Raw genomic sequence first — 17,420 nt, 5'->3', positions numbered from 1 at the left:
TCGCACGGCACCCGCGGCGCTACGGGGTGTTCAGCGTCTTGTCGGCATCGGCGTCGAAGTCGCTCGCCGCCTCTTCGGCAGTCTTCGCGCCCGACGCGATCGACGAGAAGAGGTTGTTGATGGCCTTGTTGCTCTCGATCGTCGTCCAGTTCGCGTTGGCCGGGGTGGCCTTCGAGCGAAGTGCGGCCGTGAAGAAGCTCGCCTTGACGTCGTCCAGCGATTCCTGAGCGAACTCGATGCCTTCGACGCTGTTCGGGATCCACCCGTCGACGCCGAAGACGTGATCTTTCTGAATCTCAGGGCTCGCCGCGATCTTCACCCAGTTCAGGGCGAGGTCGGAGTTCTTCGACTTGACCGGGATCGCCCAGTCCGACCCGCCGAGCATGACCGGCTGAGCTTCACCCGAGATTCCGGGAAGCGGGAACGTGCCCAGGTCGGTTTCGAGTGCCGGGTTGATCTTCAGGATCGCTCCGGTGTTGGTGTTCAGAATGGCGGAGGCCTTCCCGTCGGCGAAGAGCTGGCTCTGGTTCGGCTCGAAGGTGTCGAGCGTCGCGGATGCGGCGGTGGAGTATTCGTTCTGGAACTCCTGGAAAGCCTCGAGCCCCTCGACAGCCTCCGGGGAGCCCAAACCGGAGGCCCATTCGCCGTCCTCCTCGGTGGCGATCTCCCCACCGGCATCCCAGACGAATTGCATCCCGGCGTAGAAGTACTGTCCCGGCAGGTAGAAGGCCGAGAAGTCCGGCGTCTGCGCGTTCGCGGCCTTGACCTTGTCCAGCGCCGCGGTGAGTTCTTCGTACGTGGTCGGCGCCGCGGTCACACCCGCATCCGCCCACATCTTCTTGTTGTAGATGACGGCTCTGGCACCGGCGAATCCGGGCACCCCGTAGAGACTGCCGTCGATCGTGGCAGGGTCGACGAGTCCGTCGAGCCACGTCTGCCCCTGCGCGAGATCGTCCTGATACGGCGTGAGATCGAGCAGCCCGCCGTTGGCGGCATAGCTGGCGATCTGGGTGTTGCCGACGTCGAGAACGTCGGGTGGGGTGTCGGTCGCGAGGGCGGTGGTGATCTTGGTGGTGATGCCGTCCCACGTCTGCGACTGCACGCTGACCTCGGCGCCGGTGATTTCGGTGAACTCGGCGTTGATGGCGTCCAGCGTCTCGGCGGTGTAGTCGTTCTCCATGACCCAGACGGTGAGCTTCTTGCCCTTCCCGTCGACCTCGGGCACCTTTCCGTCCGTGGGGGCAGCAGCGTTGCCTGCGCCGGTCGAGCCTGAGCATGAGGTGAGTGCGAGGACGGTGACGATGCCGAACGCACCGATTGCCGTCGATTTTCTGATTGCCACTTAACTCTCCTTGGTAGGTGGGATACCGCGGTCGGATACATCAATGTGTCGAGCGGTGAAATTAGTACACATCTGTTGCATATCCTTTGTCAATCATTATGTTGGTAGATGTTGCACTGCAAAGTTTCCGCGTTGTGACGGCGATGTTTCGACATTGCGGCCTGACAGGACGCCTGCAATTAAGTCACATTGTTTACTAACTATTAGGACATGTAACCAACGAATTCATGTCCCCCTCGAAATGACTAGGGAGTCACCGGATGCCGACCCTTCTGCCTCGACCCGCAATTCAGACGACCGCACCCGGAGAGTTCGAACTCACCGGAGACAGCCGGCTGTCCACCCATCCCGATCTGATCGAACCCGCCCTGAGACTGCAGGAGCGGCTGCGAGCAGCGACCGGCTTCGTCCTGCCGCTGAGCGTGACCGAGAACGCATCGACGGATGTGGCCGACGGAGGCCCGAGCATCCGTCTGGACGTGCGTCCGACGCTCGCCGATGAGGCATTCGAACTCGACACGACGCCGGGGTTCGTCCGCCTCTCAGCGTCGACCGGACGAGGGGGACACTGGGCCGTCCAGGCACTGCTGCAGCTCTTCCCTGCGGCGGTGCACCGGCGCTCCCCCGTCTCGAGTCAGCGGTGGACGACTCCCGTGACCCGCGTGGAGGATTCGCCGAAGTTCTCCTGGCGCGGCGCCATGCTGGATGTCGCCCGGCACTTCGCACCGACCCGCGATGTGCTGCGCTTCATCGATCTGCTCGCGATGCACCGTCTCAACACACTGCACCTGCATCTCACCGACGATCAGGGCTGGCGCATCGAGATCGACCGATACCCGCGTCTCACCGAGGTCGGCGGATGGCGGCCGGAGACCCAACTCGGGGCCCAGCCCGGATCGCCCGCCGACGGACGGCCCCACGGCGGGTTCTACACGCAGGACGACATCCGCGAGATCGTGGCGTACGCCGCCGCGCGTGGGATCACCGTGGTGCCCGAGATCGAACTTCCCGGTCATGCGCAGGCCGCGGTGGCCGCATACCCCGAGCTGGGCGTCGGCGACAACGCCCCGCCCACACCGTGGACGCTCTGGGGCGTCAACCCCGTGATCTTCAACGTCGAGGAATCGACGATCCGCTTCCTCTGCGACGTACTCGACGAAGTCATCGACCTCTTCCCCTCGGAGTACATCTGCATCGGCGGCGACGAATGCCCGAAGATCCAGTGGGTCGAGGATGAGCGAACGCAGGAGCGCATGCGAGAAATCGGTGTGCACGACGAGGAGGAGCTGCAGAGCTGGTTCGTCGGTCGCATCGGCCGGCATCTGGCATCCCGCGGACGTCGGCTTCTCGGGTGGGACGAGATCCTCGAGGGCGGGCTGGCGGACGGTGCGACGGTCCTGTCCTGGCGCGGGCGCGTCGGAGCCCTGGCCGCGGCGCGTGCCGGCCACGATGTCATCGCCTGCCCTGAGGACACGGTCTATCTCGACTACCGAGAATCCGATCTCCCGTCCGAGCCGATCCCGACCGGAACTGTCACGACGACGGAGACGGCGTACTCCTTCGATCCGGTGCCCGCGGAGCTCGACGTCGAGCAGGCGCGGCACGTGCTCGGCGGACAGGCGAACCTCTGGACCGAGCACATCGATTCGATGCGTGGCCTCGACTACCGCGCCTTCCCCCGACTGTGCGCTGTCGCCGAAGCACTGTGGACCGCGGGCGACCGCGAGTATGCCGAGTTCGCCCCGCGGCTGAGCGAGCACCTCGCCCGTCTGGACGCTGTCGGCGTCGAGTACCGTCCCGCGGATGGCCCGCGGCCCTGGCAGGAGCGTCCCGGGGTGAGCGGACGGACGCGGTCCGCCGAGCAGGCGGCGGCCCACCTGGCGAAGATCACCGCGAACATCGGGTGACGCACGCGCGGGGCAGGGCCTTGTAGCAAAGGGATCGCGACCTGGCAAGGCTTTGCCCCACTGCGGCGACTCTGCGCAGGATGGGGGCCTGCCATCCGCTCGCTCCGCTCGTTCGGTCGCGTTTCGAAACGCAGCCGCCGACCGGGAAAAGGAAAGGACACACCATGGCCCGCGACCAGTACACCTTCGTCAATCCTGCCGAGCTCTACTCGGACATCGAGCCCGAGAAGCAGCACATGCCCGAGCCCGGCCTCGACGCCGATCTCGCCCCGAAGGCCGACCTCGGCGAGGAGAGCTACCGAGGCAGCGGCCGCCTGAAGGGCCGCAAGGCCCTGATCACCGGCGGCGACTCGGGCATCGGCGCCGCCACCGCCATCGCGTTCGCCCGCGAGGGTGCCGATGTCGCCATCTCCTACCTGCCGGAGGAAGAGGAGGATGCCAGCCGCATCGCCGGGATCCTCCGGGAAGCGGGCGCGAACGTCGCCACGCTGCCCGGCGATCTCCGCGATCCTGAGTACTGCCGTGCGCTGGTCGCCGACGCCGTGGCCGCCCTGGGGGGAATCGACATCCTCGTGAACAACGGCGGGAAGCAGATCTTCCAGGAGTCGCTGGCCGACATCACGGACGAGCAGTTCGACGACACCTTCAAGACGAACGTCTACGCGATGTTCTGGATCACGAAGGCCGCGCTCCCGCATCTCCCCGCGGGCTCCGCGATCATCAACACCACGTCGATCCAGGCCTACTCGCCGTCTGACATCCTCGTCGACTACGCCTCGACCAAGGCGACGATCAACGCCTTCACGAAGGGTCTCGCGCAGCAGCTCGCGCCCAAGGGCATCCGCGTGAACGCCGTCGCGCCCGGACCGATCTGGACGCCGCTGCAGCCCAGTGACGGTCAGCCGCAGGAGAAGATCGACAGCTTCGGCGAGGACACGCCGCTGGGTCGGATGGGGCAGCCGGCGGAGCTCGCTCCCGCCTACGTCTTCCTCGCCTCGGCCGAGTCGAGCTACGTCGCCGGCGAGACGCTCAACGTCAACGGCGGGATGCCCACTCCCTGACCCGGCATCCACCGGACCCCGTCCCCACTTTGGGGGCCGACGCGCCAGATGTCGGATGCTTCGCCCCGTTGCGTCCGACATCTGGCGTTTCGTCCGACAAGGAGGAGTGCCACCGAGGGATGCAAACGATCACCCGGAAGGCGATCCGATCACGCCTCCGAACCGATTCGATCCGCGATCTGGCAGGACTGCAAGCGTTTGCACTAGTCTCGTCCCATGGCACAGCTTGAGCAGATCGCAGCCCCCGGTTCCGAGTGGTGGCGCACCGCCGTCATCTACCAGATCTACCCGCGCTCCTTCGCGGATGCGTCAGGAGACGGCATCGGCGACCTGCCGGGGATCACCGCGCGGCTCGACTCGCTCGCCGACCTCGGCGTGGACGCCATCTGGCTCAGCCCGTTCATGACGAGCCCGCAGCGCGACGCCGGCTACGACGTCGCCGACTACCGCGATGTCGACCCGCTGTTCGGCACGCTCGCCGACTTCGACGAGATGCTCGCGGAAGCGCATGCCCGCGACATCCGCGTCGTCGTCGACCTCGTCCCCAACCACTCGTCCGCTCAGCACGCCTGGTTCCAGGAAGCGCTGAAGGCGGCTCCTGGCAGCCCCGAGCGTGCGCGTCACATCTTCCGCGACGGCAAGGGCGAGAACGGCGAACTCCCGCCCAACAACTGGGAGTCCGTGTTCGGCGGTGGAATGTGGGAGCGCGTCGTCGAAGCCGACGGCACACCCGGCCAGTGGTACCTGCACATCTTCGATCCCACCCAGCCGGACTTCGATTGGAACAACGAAGAGGTTCGCGAAGAGTTCCGCTCGATCCTGCGCTTCTGGCTCGACCGCGGCGTCGACGGGTTCCGCGTCGACGTGGCGCACGGCATGATCAAGGCCGACGGACTCCCCGACTACACGCCTCCGAGCGATGCCGACTCGATGGGCGGCGGCGAGGCGAACGTGCCGTATTGGGGTCAGGACGGCGTGCACGACATCTACCGCGACTGGCACGAGGTGCTTGCGGAGTACGACGGCGACCGCGCCCTCTGCGGTGAGGCGTGGATGCCGACGCTCAAGCAGACCGCTCTGTGGGTGCGTCCTGACGAGATGCACCAGACGTTCAACTTCCCGTACCTGATGACCGCGTGGGACGCGAAAGAACTCGGCGACGTCATCCGCGAGTCCCTTGACGAGTTCGGTGCCGTCGGAGCCCCGAGCACCTGGGTGCTGTCGAATCACGACGTCGTCCGCCACGCCTCCCGTCTCGCCCTCACGGCGGACAACCCGCAGGGCGAGGGCATCGGACCGAACACGGCAGACAAGCCCGACACCGCGATCGGCCTGGCCCGTGCGCGCGCGGCGACGACCCTGATGCTGGCTCTGCCCGGCTCTGCCTACCTGTACCAGGGGGAGGAGCTCGGACTTCCGGAGGCGATGGAGATCCCCGACGCGTTCCGCCAGGATCCCACCTGGTTCCGCACCGAGGGCAAGCGCTACGGACGTGACGGATGCCGAGTGCCGCTGCCCTGGACGGCAGAGGGCACGGCCTTCGGGTTCAACGACACCGGGCGCTCGTGGCTGCCGCAGCCCGCCGAGTGGGCGGCCTACGCGCGCGACGTCGAAGAGGCCGACTCGTCCTCGACACTCACCCTCTACAAGCAGCTGCTGGCCGCTCGTCGCGAGCACGGCTTCGGTTCAGGTTCACTCGTCTGGGAAGAGGCCGGAGCCGATGCCGTGGCCTTCCGTCGCGGTGACGTGCACGTGGTCGCCAACCTCGGGACGGCGTCTCTCGAGCTGCCGTCCGATGCCCGGATCGTGCTGTCGAGCCAGCCGATCGAGGGCACCTCCCTCCCCGTGGACACCACCGTCTGGTACACCACGGCCTGACCCATCCTGTTCCGGTCGCGATATGTCACGGGAAACGCCCCGGCGGGCCTGACATCTCGCGACCGGAGCACGCAAAACGGAGAACTCATGGCGAGCATCGACGAAGTGGCCCGGCTCGCCGGCGTCTCCACCGCCACCGTCTCGCGCGCCCTGAGCGGCCGCGGGCACGTGTCCGAGTCGGCCAGGGAACGCGTGCAGGCGGCGGCGCAGTCGCTGGGCTACGTCGTCTCGTCACGCGCGTCCAGCCTCGCATCCGGCCGCACGCGGAACATCGGCGTGGTGGTGCCGTTCCTCGACCGCTGGTTCTTCAGCACGGTGCTCTCCGGCGTCTCCGCCGCGCTGATGCGGGAGGGCTACGACATCACCCTCTACAACATCACCGCCGACAAGGACGTGCGCCGACACGTCTTCGACACCTTCCTGCGCCGTCAGCGAGTGGACGCCGTCATCGCGGTGGCGATCGAGCTCGATGAGGCGGAGACACAGCACCTGCTCGACCTCGGCCTGCCGGTCATCGCGATCGGCGGGCCGAACCCGAAGCTCGACACGCTCACGGTCGACGACATCGCGGTCGCGCAGTTGGCCACGGAACACCTGCTCGGACTCGGACACCGCGACATCGCACACATCGGCGCGAACCCCGAGTTCGACATCGACTTCCACATCCCGACCAACCGGCGGCTGGGTTTCGAGCGGGCACTCGCGAAGGCCGGCATCCCCCTCAATCCGGCATTCCTGGAGCCCGCGGACTTCACCGTGGAAGGCGGATACCGGGCGGCGAAACAGCTGCTCGGTCGCCCCGGTCCTCGCCCGAGCGCGGTGTTCGCGGCATCCGACGAGATGGCGATCGGCGCTCTCCTCGCCGCCCGCGATCTGGGGTTCCGGGTGCCGGAGGATCTCTCGATCGTCGGCATCGACGGTCATGAGCTGGGCGAGTTCTTCCGCCTGTCGACGGTCGATCAGTTCCCCCTCGGGCAGGGCGAGCGGGCGGCCGAGGCGGTCCTCGCCAAGCTCGCGGAGCCGGATGCCGTGCGCATCCCCGCAGCTCTCCCCTACGAATTGAACGTGCGCGGGACGACCGCTCGCGTCTGATCCCCACGCAACCGGCCGAATGGCCGATGTGGCGACGGCGCCGAACCGCGAGCGTGGGGGGATGCACACCACACGACCCGCGCACCGCGGGGAATGGCTCATCGCCGCCGGACTGATCGCCCTCGCCCTCATCCCCTCACTCGCCGGCGGCGTGCGCCTCGGCGAACTCGCATCCGGCGCCGCCGAGACGGCGCAGAACGCCCGGTTCGTCCGGATGCCGCTCCCGGTCGTGCTGCACATCATCGGCGCGCTCGTCTTCTCTTTCGTCGGCGCTTTCCAGTTCCTGCCCGGGCTTCGTCGACGGCACATCGGGTGGCACCGTTTCGCGGGACGCTACCTGCTGGTGCCCTCGGGGCTGATCGTGGCGGGCACCGGGTTGTGGATGACCGCGTTCTACGATGTCCCGCCCGTCGACGGAGTCGCTCTGCAGCTTTCCCGTTATGTCGTGGGGATTCTCATGGTCGCGTTCATCGTCCTTGGGCTCACCGCCATCCTGCGCCTCGATGTCGCGAGCCATCGCGCATGGATGATCCGCGGGTATGCACTGGCACTGGGCGCGGGCACGCAGGTGCTCACCTCGGCGCCCTTTCTGATCGCCTTCGGAGCTCCCGACGAGTTCTGGCGGCTGGTGCAGATGGATGCCGGCTGGGTTCTGAACATGGTCGTCGCGGAGGTGGTGATCCGCCGCCAGAGGGTAGTCCGGAGCGTTCGGCGGCCGCGCCCCGTCGCGGTGGGTGGGTAGCATGCCCCGTGTGGGCACTGCGACCGTGCGGCTTCGTCCGACGACCGGGAGACAAGCTCTGCCGCGCCTTCGGGAGTCGGTGGTCGTCGCCGTCCTGATCGTCGCGGCGATCGTCGAGGGCTCGCTCCGTGATGATCTGTCTTGGCCGGCAGCGACGGTCGTTCTCACCGTGGTCATGCTGTCCGGGCTTCTCTGGCGGCGAAGCCACCCCCTCGCTGTCGTTCTGATCGTCACCGCTCTCACCGCCGCTCTCGACGTCGCGCAGTTCGCCGCCGGGGTCCCCGGAGACGGAATGGCCACGATGTTCGCATTGATCCTGGCGCCGTACTCCCTGTTCCGCTGGGGAGCGAGGAACGCGCGCGTCATCGGGGGTGTCGCTCTCGCCGCGGGAGTCCTGTCCTCCGCGGCTCTGGGGCCGGAACCTGCCGGAGACGGCGTCATCGGCGCGCTCGCCGGTGTACTGTTCGTCGGCTGCGCCTGCCTGCTCGGGGCACTCCGGCGGGAGCGCGCCGAGCGCCGGCAGAAGGAGATCGCCGTCGCACGGTCCCAGGAACGCGAAGCACTCGCACGGGACCTGCACGACACGATCGGTCACCACGTGTCAGCCATCGCCATCCGCGCCCAGGCCACTGCCTTCGCCGTCGACGATCCGTCGGTGGTCGCGGATTCGCTCCGTGTCATCGAGACCGAGGCCAAGACCGTCCTCGACGAGATGCGTTCTCTCGTCCGCACGCTGCGCACCGCGGCGGAGTACGCGCCGGCGACCGGGCTGTCGGACCTCGCTCGACTCGCGACGGTCGGGCCGCCTCGGGTCACGGTGGAGATCGAGCAGATGGATGCTCCGTCCGAGCTCCATGCGGCAACGCTGTACCGTGTCGCTCAAGAAGCGGTCACGAATGCTCGTCGGCACGCGGATGCTGTCACCGAGGTGTCGATCACTCTGCGCGCCGAGGGAGAAGACCTCGACCTCAGGGTGCGCGACGACGGGAGAGGACCGGCGACGGCCGCATCGGAGGGATATGGATTGGTGGGCATCGCCGAGCGCGTCGCGCTCTTGGGCGGCACGGTCGATGCGGGCCGGCAGCCGGAGGGCGGCTGGCTGGTCCACGCGCGGATCCCTCGGAGGGCCCCATGATCCGTGTCCTCGTCGCCGACGACCAGGAGCCGGTGCGCACGGGCCTGCGCATGCTGCTGAACGCCCTCTCGGACATCGAAGTCGTGGGCGTGGCGGCCGACGGACTCGAGGCGGTCGCGCTGGCTCGGACCCTGCGCCCTGACGTGGCCCTGCTCGACATCCGCATGCCTCATCTCGACGGCATCCAAGCCACGGCGCGACTCGCAGGGCCCGGTGTCGAGGACCCCCTTGCGGTGGTCATCATCACGACGTTCGACCTCGACGAGTACCTGCACAGAGCCCTGCGCGCGGGGGCCAAGGGGTTTCTGCTGAAGGATGCCGGCGCGCAGCTCATCGGCGAAGCCATCCGCGCCGCGGCGTCGGGGGAGTCGCTCGTCTCGCCGCAGATCACGACGCGCCTGCTCAGCGCTTTCGCCGCTCCGCGTCCCGACATCGCCGCGCCCGCGGAGCGGCTGACGGGTCGTGAAGAAGAGGTGCTCGTCCTCCTCGCCCAGGGGCTGACGAACGTCGAGATCGGGGAGCGCCTGTTCCTCTCCCTCGGCACGGTCAAGACCCATATCGGGGCGATCCTGACCAAGCTGGGGCTCCGCAACCGCGTGGAGGCCGCCATGTGGGCCTTCGACACGGGCCGTGTCGGACCCGGGCGTTGACCCCTCGGGCTGTCTTGGGTCAGCAACAGGGCAGCACGCCGACTCGCGCGCGAACTGACCCGCCGCCATACTGGGTCGATGGACGCGCTCAATGACTTCGTAGTGTTCGCCGGGGACAAGTTGTGGACGTGGGCAGTGCTGCCCCTCCTCCTCGTACTCGGCCTCTACTTCACCTTCCGATCCGGTGTGGTGCAGTTCCGGATGATCCCGGAGATGTTCCGCACTCTGACTGACAAGACCCCGCGCAAGGAGAACGGCGAACCGCAGTCGGTCTCGGCCTTCCAGGCGTTCACCATCTCCGCGGCATCCCGCGTCGGCGTCGGCAACATCGCCGGTGTCGGCACCGCGATCGCAATCGGCGGCCCGGGCGCGATCTTCTGGATGTGGACGATGGCGTTCATCGGCGGAGCATCCAGCTTCATCGAGTCGACCCTCGGCCAGGCGTTCAAGGTCCGTGACAGCGAGGGTTTCCGCGGCGGTCCTGCGTACTACATGCAGCACGGACTGAAGGCGCGCTGGATGGGCATCGTCTTCGCGGTCGTCCTGATCCTCTGCTTCCCGCTGTCCTTCAACTCGCTGCAGGCGAACACCATCGCCGCCACCATCTCGGGCAGCTTCGGCGGCGAGATCACCTGGATCCCCTGGGTCGTCGGCGGCATCCTCGCGATCCTCACCGGTCTCGTCATCTTCGGCGGGCTCCGTCGCATCGCGACCGTCACCCAGTCCGTCGTGCCGGCGATGGCACTGCTCTACCTCCTTCTCGGCCTCGTCATCGTCGGGATGAACATCGAGCGCCTGCCCGAGGTCTTCGCCTCGATCTACACGCAGGCCTGGGGAACGCAGGAGGTCGTCGGCGGCACCATCGGCGCGATCATCATGGTCGGTGCTCAGCGCGGCATGTTCTCGAACGAGGCCGGTCTCGGATCCGCTCCGAACGCCGGCGCCAGCGCAGCCGTCACGCACCCCGTCAAGCAGGGTCTCGTGCAGACGCTCGGCGTCTACTTCGACACGTTCCTCATCTGCTCGATCACCGCGTTCATCGTGCTCGTCGCCACGCCTGATCTGGCGAACGCCGAGCGCGGCATCGTCCTCACGCAGAACGCGCTCGTCAACTCGCTCGGCTCCTGGTCGAACGTCCTGCTGAGCGTCATCATCTTCCTGCTCGCCTTCAGTTCGATCATCGGCAACTACTACTACGGCCAGTCCAACATCGAGTTCATCAACGCCAAGCCGATCGTCCTCACGATCTTCCGCACCGTTGTCGTGGCCGTCGTGTTCCTCGGTTCGATCGCCTCCGCGGACCTCATCTGGAGCACGGCCGACGGCATCATGGGCGTCATGGCGATCATCAACCTGATAGCCATCGGCTTGCTCTCCGGCATCGCCTTCAAACTGCTGCGGGACTACTCGGAGCAGCGCAAGGCCGGTCTCGACCCGGTCTTCACCAAGGCGCGCCTGCCTGAGGTCACCGGCATCCAGTGCTGGGAGGACGAGCTCAGCGTGACGGGCCCGATCCCGGTCGTGGCCGGGCGCCGCTCGAACCGCACCTGACCCGCGACGCACGACCGATGAAGCAAGGGCCCCTCGCACGAGGGGCCCTTGCATTATCACTGAACACCTGTTTAGACTTCTGAACATGCGTTCAGCCCCGGATGATCTCTCGGCCCGCGCGCGGATCCGCGATGCGGCGATCGCGTGCTTCTCACGCGACGGTTTCGCCGCCACGACGCTGCGCCAGATCGCCGCCGAGGCCGACGTCAGCGCGGCGCTCATCGTCCATCACTTCGGCGGCAAGGAGGGGCTGCGAGAAGCGTGCGACGAGTTCGTGGTCGCCTCGTTCCTCGACGAGAACGATGCGATCACGGGGAGCGCTGCCGCAGACATGATGCGGGCGGCGCTCGACGCCCCCGAAGAGCACATCGTGCTGCTGGACTACCTCACTCGGATGCTGGTCGACACGTCCGCGGCATCCGATCGCCTCTTCGACGCGTTCCTCGCCGGCACGCGCAGCATGCTCGAGCGCCAGGTCGAGGAGGGGGTCATGCACCCGCTGTCCGACCTCGACGTGACCGCCGCGTACATGACCCTGTACGGGCTCGGCCCCGTCCTCCTGCAGAGGCATCTGGCACGCTCCCTCGGCGAGGAGCGCTTGACGACGCACCTGCTCGAACGGTCCACCATCCCGGTGCTGGAACTGTTCACCCACGGTCTGTACACCGACGACCGTCTGCTCGTCGCGGCCCGAGAAGCCCTCGCGCGAAAGACCGGGCCGCGCTCCGACAAGGGCGAGAACGACCCCAACCAGGACCCCGATCCGCCGCAGTGACGCGCGATCCTCCGTCCTGATCACCACTTGTCGAAAGGAGCAGGCGCCATGAGTCCTGCCATCGAATTGACCCAGTTGCACAAGAATTACGGCCACCGCACCGCGGTCGACTCGCTGAACATGTCCGTCGACACCGGATCCGTGTTCGGCCTGATCGGCCCGAACGGCGCGGGAAAGACCACCACCCTTCGGATGATCGTCGACGTGATCCGCCCGACGTCCGGATCCGTCCGAGTCCTCGGGGAGGATCCGCGCATCGCCGGCCCGGATCTGCGTCGCCGCGTCGGGTTCATTCCCGGCGAGCTCCGGCTGGACGGGCGCATGACCGGCCGGCGGATGTTGGACTTCTACGCCGAAGTGTCGGGCCCGGTCCCTGCGGGCATGATCGATCGGCTCGCGTCCAGACTCGGCCTCGACCTCAGCCGACAGGTGCGGACGCTGTCCAAGGGCAACAAGCAGAAGCTCGGGATCGTCCAGGCGTTCATGCATGAGCCGGAGCTTCTCGTGCTCGACGAGCCCACGAGCGGGCTCGATCCCCTGGTGCAGCGGGAGTTCCTGCAACTCGTCCGCGAGGCGCGCGAACGTGGGCAGACGGTACTGCTGAGCTCACATGTGCTCAGCGAGATCCAGCAGACGGCGGATGCCGTGGCGGTGCTGAGCGCCGGGCGCATCGTGGCCGAGGGCGATGTGGCCTCGTTGCGTCTCGGCGCCATCCGCCGGGTGCGCGCCGGACTCACCGGCGTCGACGAGGAGACGCTGCGCCGCGAGCTCGCGGAGCTTCCCCACCTGGCCGACATCGAGGTCGTAGCGTCCGGCGAGGCGGTCCGGCTCTCCGCGACGGTCGAGGGCGACATCGACCCCTTCGTGAAAGCGATCGCCCGTCACCGCATCGTGGACCTCGCCGTCGAGGAACCCGATCTCGAGGAGTCCGTCCTGCGGCTGTACGGCGATCAGAGCACAGCCACGAAAGGAGACGGAGATGCGTAAGCCGCTTCCCGTCTTCCGTCGCGCACTCCGTGAATCGTGGCGTGGTCTGCTGGGGTGGACCCTCGGCGTCGCCGCCGTGCTGTTCATGTACCTCCCGCTGTTCCCGAGCATCGGCGGCAACGGCGAGATGCAGCAGATCATCGAGAGCCTCCCACCCGAACTCGTCAACGCCCTCGGCTACGACCAGATCGGGACCGGCGCGGGCTACACGCAGGGCACGTTCTACGGACTCATCGGATTCCTGCTGCTGACGATCGCGGCGATCGGCTGGGGAGCGGGCGCCATCGCCGGAGCGGAAGAGTCAGGGCGACTCGAGTTGGACCTCGCACACGGCATCGGGCGCGCGTCGCATGCCCTCCAATCAGCCGCGGCCATACTCGTTCGCCTGCTCTGGTTGAGCGTGTTCGCCGCCGTCGTCATCCTCGGCCTGAACGAGTCGGCGAAGCTCGAGATCGAACCCGCACGCATCATCGACGCGACAGTCGTCTTTCTCGGGCTGACGATGCTCGCCGGCAGCCTGGCCCTGTTCGTCGGTGCCATCACCGGCCGGAAGACCTTCGGGATCGCTGCCGGAGCGGGGAGCGCCGTGGTCGGCTATGCGTTCAATGCGATCGCGAACCAGGCACCGGATGCCGAGTGGCTGCGTTACCTGTCGCCCTACTCCTGGGCGTTCCATCAGCCACCGCTGGTCGAGGGCCTGGATCCGGTCGGCGCCATCGCCCTCTGGGGCTTCACTGCGGTGTTCGTCGCCGGTGGCGCGTGGGCACTGCGTCGACGGGACATCTCAGGCTGAGCACCGTCGGGCCGCGCAACTTCAGGCCCGGTCGCCGCGCTGGTACACATCGGGCACACCGTCGGCGTCGGCATCCACGGCCTCCCGCTCCGCGATCGCACGGTAGCGACGGTTCCGGATACCGAGGATCACGGCGGCGAGTGCCGCCGCCAACACGGAGGCGAGGAGGATCGCGACCTTCGCGGCGTCGTGTTCGATGCCCTGCGGGAAGCTCAGATCGGCAACCAGCAGCGACACGGTGAAGCCGATGCCGGCGAGCACTCCCACTCCGATGAGATCGATCCATCCGAGACCGTCGCTCATGCGACTGCGGGTGAGCTTGGTCGCGATCCACGTGGAGAGCACGATCCCGATCGGTTTTCCCAGCACGAGGGCCACGACGATCGCGATCGTCACCGGATGCGTCAGAGTCTCGACGAGCCCGTCACCGACAACCGTGACGCCGGCAGCGAAGAAGGCGAAGATCGGCACGGCGAACCCGGCCGAGAGCGGGCGGAACCGGTGCTCGAACTCCTCCGCCAGACCTGTTTCCTCGACCCCGTCGGCGTCCGTGGTCCCCGATCGGACCGGGATCATGAACCCCAGCAGCACGCCGGCGATCGTCGCGTGAATTCCTGAGGCGTGCACCAACGCCCAGACGACGACACCGATGGGAAGCAGGATCAGCCAGGCGGCGAAACGGTGCCGGAGGAAGAATCCCTTGCGTCGTTGCGCGAGCAGCGCGTACAGCGCCAGCGCGAGGATCGCCCCGGGAATGGGCATCGGGTTCACGTCGTCGGTGTAGAAGACGGCGATGATGACGATGGCGATCAGGTCGTCGACCACGGCGAGGGTCAGGAGGAAGAGGCGAAGGCCAGCGGGCAGATGCGATCCGATGATCGCGAGGATCGCCACGGCGAAGGCGATGTCGGTCGCCGTCGGCACCGCCCAGCCGCGGAGCAGGTCGGGTTGCGGACCGACGATCAGCACGTAGACGAGCGCGGGGACGACCACCCCACCGATCGCGGCCGCCACCGGGACGATCGCCCGACGGATGTCACGCAGATCCCCGATGACGAATTCGCGTTTGAGTTCGAGTCCGACGAGGAAGAAGAAGATCGCAAGAAGGCCATCGGCGGCCCAGGCACCGAGACTGAGCTTCAGGTGCCAGGGCTCGTAGCCGATCTCGAAGTCGCGGAGAGCGAAGTATCCCTCGGCGAACGGCGAGTTCGACCAGATCAGCGCGATCGCCGCCATGACGACGAGCAGGATGCCGCCGACGCTCTCTTTGCGCAGCAAGGTGCCGATGCGTCGGGCTTCGCGGTAGCTCCCGCGGGCGGGGAACTCGGAGGGGAACGGGTGGTCGTGCGTGGCCATGGGAAACTCCGTGAGTCGACGAATGATGTCGTCGACCAGGCTTCCCGACTCTCCACCATCATTCTATCGGAGGCCTCCGCCGCCGTTCACGGCTGGTGCTCAGATATCGTCCAACCGAGCGAGGAACTCGTCCGCCATATCCACCCGCGCGGCGAGCTGCTCACGGCGCAGGCGCGCCTCCTCGCGGATCTCCGTCAGACGAGAGCGCAGTTCCGGGCTTTCATCGCGCTCGAGGTCGTCGACCACCCGCAGGAGCGCGCTCATCTCCTCGAGCGTGTAGCCGAGGGGTTTCATGCGGCGCACGATGAGCAGGCGCGCGACATCACGTTCGGTGTAGAGACGGAAACCGCCGTCGGTGCGAGCGGACGGAATGACCAACCCGATGTCTTCGTAGTGCCGAAGTGTGCGCAGCGACAGCGACGTCTGCTCGGCCACCTCGCCGATCCGCATCGTCTCCAGGTCGGTCACGGCTCTGCCCTCCACGATTCGCACACAAACCTCACGTTACGTTAGAGTCTATGTCGAGCGCATCCGCTGCACTCGCTCTCCATTCTTTCGCGTCGGCCTGACCGGCGCCCGCGCGTCGTCGCACGCACCCCTTTCTTCCACCCGTCCCAGGAGGACTCATGACCGCCGTCGTTCCGCCGCGCGACAACGCTTCGCGCTACCGAATCGAACCCACCGTCATGCAAGCGCTGCGAAACCCCCGCCTGCTGACTCGCGAGGTGCTCGCCGGGCTGGTCGTCGCGCTCGCGCTCATCCCGGAGGCCATCGCGTTCTCCTTGATCGCCGGTGTCGACCCCCGGGTCGGCCTGTTCTCATCGTTCATAATGGCGGTGGCGATCGCCTTCCTCGGCGGGCGTCCGGCCATGATCACGGCAGCGACAGGAGCGATCGCGCTCGTCATCGCACCTGTCGCGCGCGAGTACGGCATGGACTACTTCATCGCCACGGTCCTGCTGGGTGGTGTCATCCAGATAGTGCTCGCGCTTCTCGGGGTCGCGAAGCTCATGCGTTTCATCCCGCGCTCGGTGATGGTGGGGTTCGTCAACGCGCTCGCCATCCTCATCTTCGTTGCCCAGCTCCCGCAGCTCTTCGACGTACCGTGGCTCGTCTACCCGCTCGTCGCAGTCGGGCTGCTCATCCTGTTCGTGATGCCGCGGATCACGAAAGTCGTCCCCGCGCCACTCGTCACGATCGTGCTCCTCACCGCCGCTGTGGTGGTCTTCAACTGGGACGTGCCCACAGTCGGCGACCAGGGCGAGCTTCCGCAGAGCCTGCCCGAGCTCTTCATCCCGAATGTCCCTCTGACGTTCGACACGCTCGCGATCATCGCCCCCTTCGCGCTGGCGATGGCGGCTGTGGGTCTTCTCGAATCGCTGATGACCGCGAAGCTGGTCGACGACATCACAGACACCCACTCGCGTAAGACCCGCGAAGCTTGGGGCCAGGGTGCGGCGAACATCCTCTCCGGGGCCTTCGGCGGCATGGGCGGTTGCGCGATGATCGGCCAGACCATGATCAACGTCAAGGCATCGGGTGCCCGCACGCGGATCTCGACATTCCTCGCCGGAGTCTTCCTGCTGATCCTGGTGCTCGCTCTCGGCGATGTCGTCGCGATCATGCCGATGGCCGCGCTGGTCGCGGTGATGTTCCTCGTCTCGTTCGCGACCTTCGACTGGCACAGCATCCGTCCGTCGACTCTGAAGCGGATGCCGAAGAGCGAGACGGCCGTGATGCTCATCACCGTCGTCGCCACCGTCTGGACGCACAATCTCGCCATCGGTGTGGTCCTCGGCGTTCTCGCCGCGATGGTCATGTTCGCCCGGCGCGTCGCACACTTCGTCACCGTCACGCGGACCGTGTCGACCGATGGAGAGCAGCCCACCGCGCACTACACCGTCGACGGCGAGCTCTTCTTCGCCTCCAGCAACGACCTCACCACACAGTTCGAGTACACGGATGACCCGGACCGCGTGGTGATCGACATGAGCGGCTCGCACGTCTGGGATGCCTCGACCGTGGCCGCGCTCGACGCGGTCGTCACGAAGTACGACCAGCGCGGGAAGACCGTCGAGATCCGCGGACTCAACGACACGGCCGCCGCCCTGCATGACCGGCTCTCCGGGAAACTGGGCGACGGCCACTGAG

At 67.1% G+C, this 17,420-nt stretch carries 15 protein-coding genes; 12 read left to right on the top strand and 3 right to left on the bottom strand.

The genetic code is table 11. The features are described 5' to 3' along the window. Positions 1 to 19 precede the first annotated feature (19 nt). The gene (locus tag D7252_RS06990) at positions 20 to 1,342 is read right to left on the bottom strand and encodes an extracellular solute-binding protein (RefSeq protein ID WP_120774721.1); all 1,323 of its coding nucleotides are present in this window, start codon (positions 1,340 to 1,342) and stop codon (positions 20 to 22) included. A 260-nt stretch (positions 1,343 to 1,602) separates the two neighbouring features. Here D7252_RS06990 and D7252_RS06985 point away from each other — a divergent pair, with 260 nt between their 5' ends. The 11 genes from D7252_RS06985 to D7252_RS06935 all read left to right on the top strand — a co-directional run bounded on the left by D7252_RS06985 (position 1,603) and on the right by D7252_RS06935 (position 13,913). Continuing rightward, entirely contained in the window at positions 1,603 to 3,249 is a 1,647-nt protein-coding gene (locus D7252_RS06985) for a beta-N-acetylhexosaminidase (protein WP_120774720.1), read from the top strand. Between the two features lie 164 nt (positions 3,250 to 3,413). Beyond that, positions 3,414 to 4,310: an SDR family oxidoreductase gene (locus tag D7252_RS06980; protein WP_120774719.1), complete on the top strand. Its 897-nt coding sequence runs from the start codon at positions 3,414 to 3,416 to the stop codon at positions 4,308 to 4,310. A 216-nt stretch (positions 4,311 to 4,526) separates the two neighbouring features. Next, entirely contained in the window at positions 4,527 to 6,188 is a 1,662-nt protein-coding gene (locus D7252_RS06975; protein WP_120774718.1) for a glycoside hydrolase family 13 protein, read from the top strand. Positions 6,189 to 6,275: 87 nt separating this feature from the next. After that, positions 6,276 to 7,280 carry a LacI family DNA-binding transcriptional regulator gene (locus tag D7252_RS06970; RefSeq protein WP_120774717.1) on the top strand — a complete coding sequence of 335 codons (1,005 nt, stop codon included), beginning with the start codon at positions 6,276 to 6,278 and terminating at the stop codon, positions 7,278 to 7,280. Positions 7,281 to 7,341: 61 nt separating this feature from the next. Further along, on the top strand, positions 7,342 to 8,022 hold the full coding sequence (locus tag D7252_RS06965; protein ID WP_120776853.1) for a DUF2306 domain-containing protein: 681 nt from the start codon (positions 7,342 to 7,344) through the stop codon (positions 8,020 to 8,022). Between the two features lie 10 nt (positions 8,023 to 8,032). Continuing rightward, complete coding sequence (locus D7252_RS06960; protein WP_183055206.1) at positions 8,033 to 9,157, top strand: sensor histidine kinase; 1,125 nt, start codon at positions 8,033 to 8,035, stop codon at positions 9,155 to 9,157. Continuing rightward, positions 9,154 to 9,807 carry a response regulator transcription factor gene (locus D7252_RS06955; RefSeq protein WP_120774715.1) on the top strand — a complete coding sequence of 218 codons (654 nt, stop codon included), beginning with the start codon at positions 9,154 to 9,156 and terminating at the stop codon, positions 9,805 to 9,807. Before D7252_RS06960 ends, D7252_RS06955 begins: the two co-directional genes overlap by 4 nt. Before the next feature lie 78 nt (positions 9,808 to 9,885). Further along, a complete protein-coding gene (locus tag D7252_RS06950; protein WP_120774714.1) occupies positions 9,886 to 11,358 on the top strand; it encodes a sodium:alanine symporter family protein in 1,473 nt (490 codons plus the stop codon). Positions 11,359 to 11,443: 85 nt separating this feature from the next. Beyond that, positions 11,444 to 12,133 carry a TetR family transcriptional regulator gene (locus tag D7252_RS06945; protein ID WP_120774713.1) on the top strand — a complete coding sequence of 230 codons (690 nt, stop codon included), beginning with the start codon at positions 11,444 to 11,446 and terminating at the stop codon, positions 12,131 to 12,133. Between the two features lie 48 nt (positions 12,134 to 12,181). Then, positions 12,182 to 13,120: an ABC transporter ATP-binding protein gene (locus D7252_RS06940; protein WP_120774712.1), complete on the top strand. Its 939-nt coding sequence runs from the start codon at positions 12,182 to 12,184 to the stop codon at positions 13,118 to 13,120. Further along, positions 13,113 to 13,913 carry an ABC transporter permease subunit gene (locus D7252_RS06935; protein ID WP_120774711.1) on the top strand — a complete coding sequence of 267 codons (801 nt, stop codon included), beginning with the start codon at positions 13,113 to 13,115 and terminating at the stop codon, positions 13,911 to 13,913. The genes D7252_RS06940 and D7252_RS06935 overlap by 8 nt, the downstream gene beginning before the upstream one ends. Positions 13,914 to 13,934: 21 nt before the next feature. Here D7252_RS06935 and nhaA read toward each other — a convergent pair whose 3' ends face one another. Next, the gene (gene nhaA / locus D7252_RS06930) at positions 13,935 to 15,269 is read right to left on the bottom strand and encodes a Na+/H+ antiporter NhaA (RefSeq protein ID WP_120774710.1); all 1,335 of its coding nucleotides are present in this window, start codon (positions 15,267 to 15,269) and stop codon (positions 13,935 to 13,937) included. 99 nt (positions 15,270 to 15,368) lie between these two features. After that, positions 15,369 to 15,737, bottom strand: a complete 369-nt coding sequence (locus tag D7252_RS06925; protein WP_120774709.1) for a MerR family transcriptional regulator — start codon at positions 15,735 to 15,737, stop codon at positions 15,369 to 15,371. Between the two features lie 158 nt (positions 15,738 to 15,895). Here D7252_RS06925 and D7252_RS06920 point away from each other — a divergent pair, with 158 nt between their 5' ends. Continuing rightward, positions 15,896 to 17,419 (top strand): SulP family inorganic anion transporter, encoded by a 1,524-nt coding sequence (locus tag D7252_RS06920; protein ID WP_120774708.1) that lies wholly within the window; start codon positions 15,896 to 15,898, stop codon positions 17,417 to 17,419. Position 17,420: the final 1 nt, after the last annotated feature.

The organism is Microbacterium sp. CGR2, assembly GCF_003626735.1.
Classification (GTDB): domain Bacteria; phylum Actinomycetota; class Actinomycetes; order Actinomycetales; family Microbacteriaceae; genus Microbacterium.
Note: the sequence above shows the minus strand (reverse complement) of the source record. Positions and strands in the feature narration are given on the sequence as shown.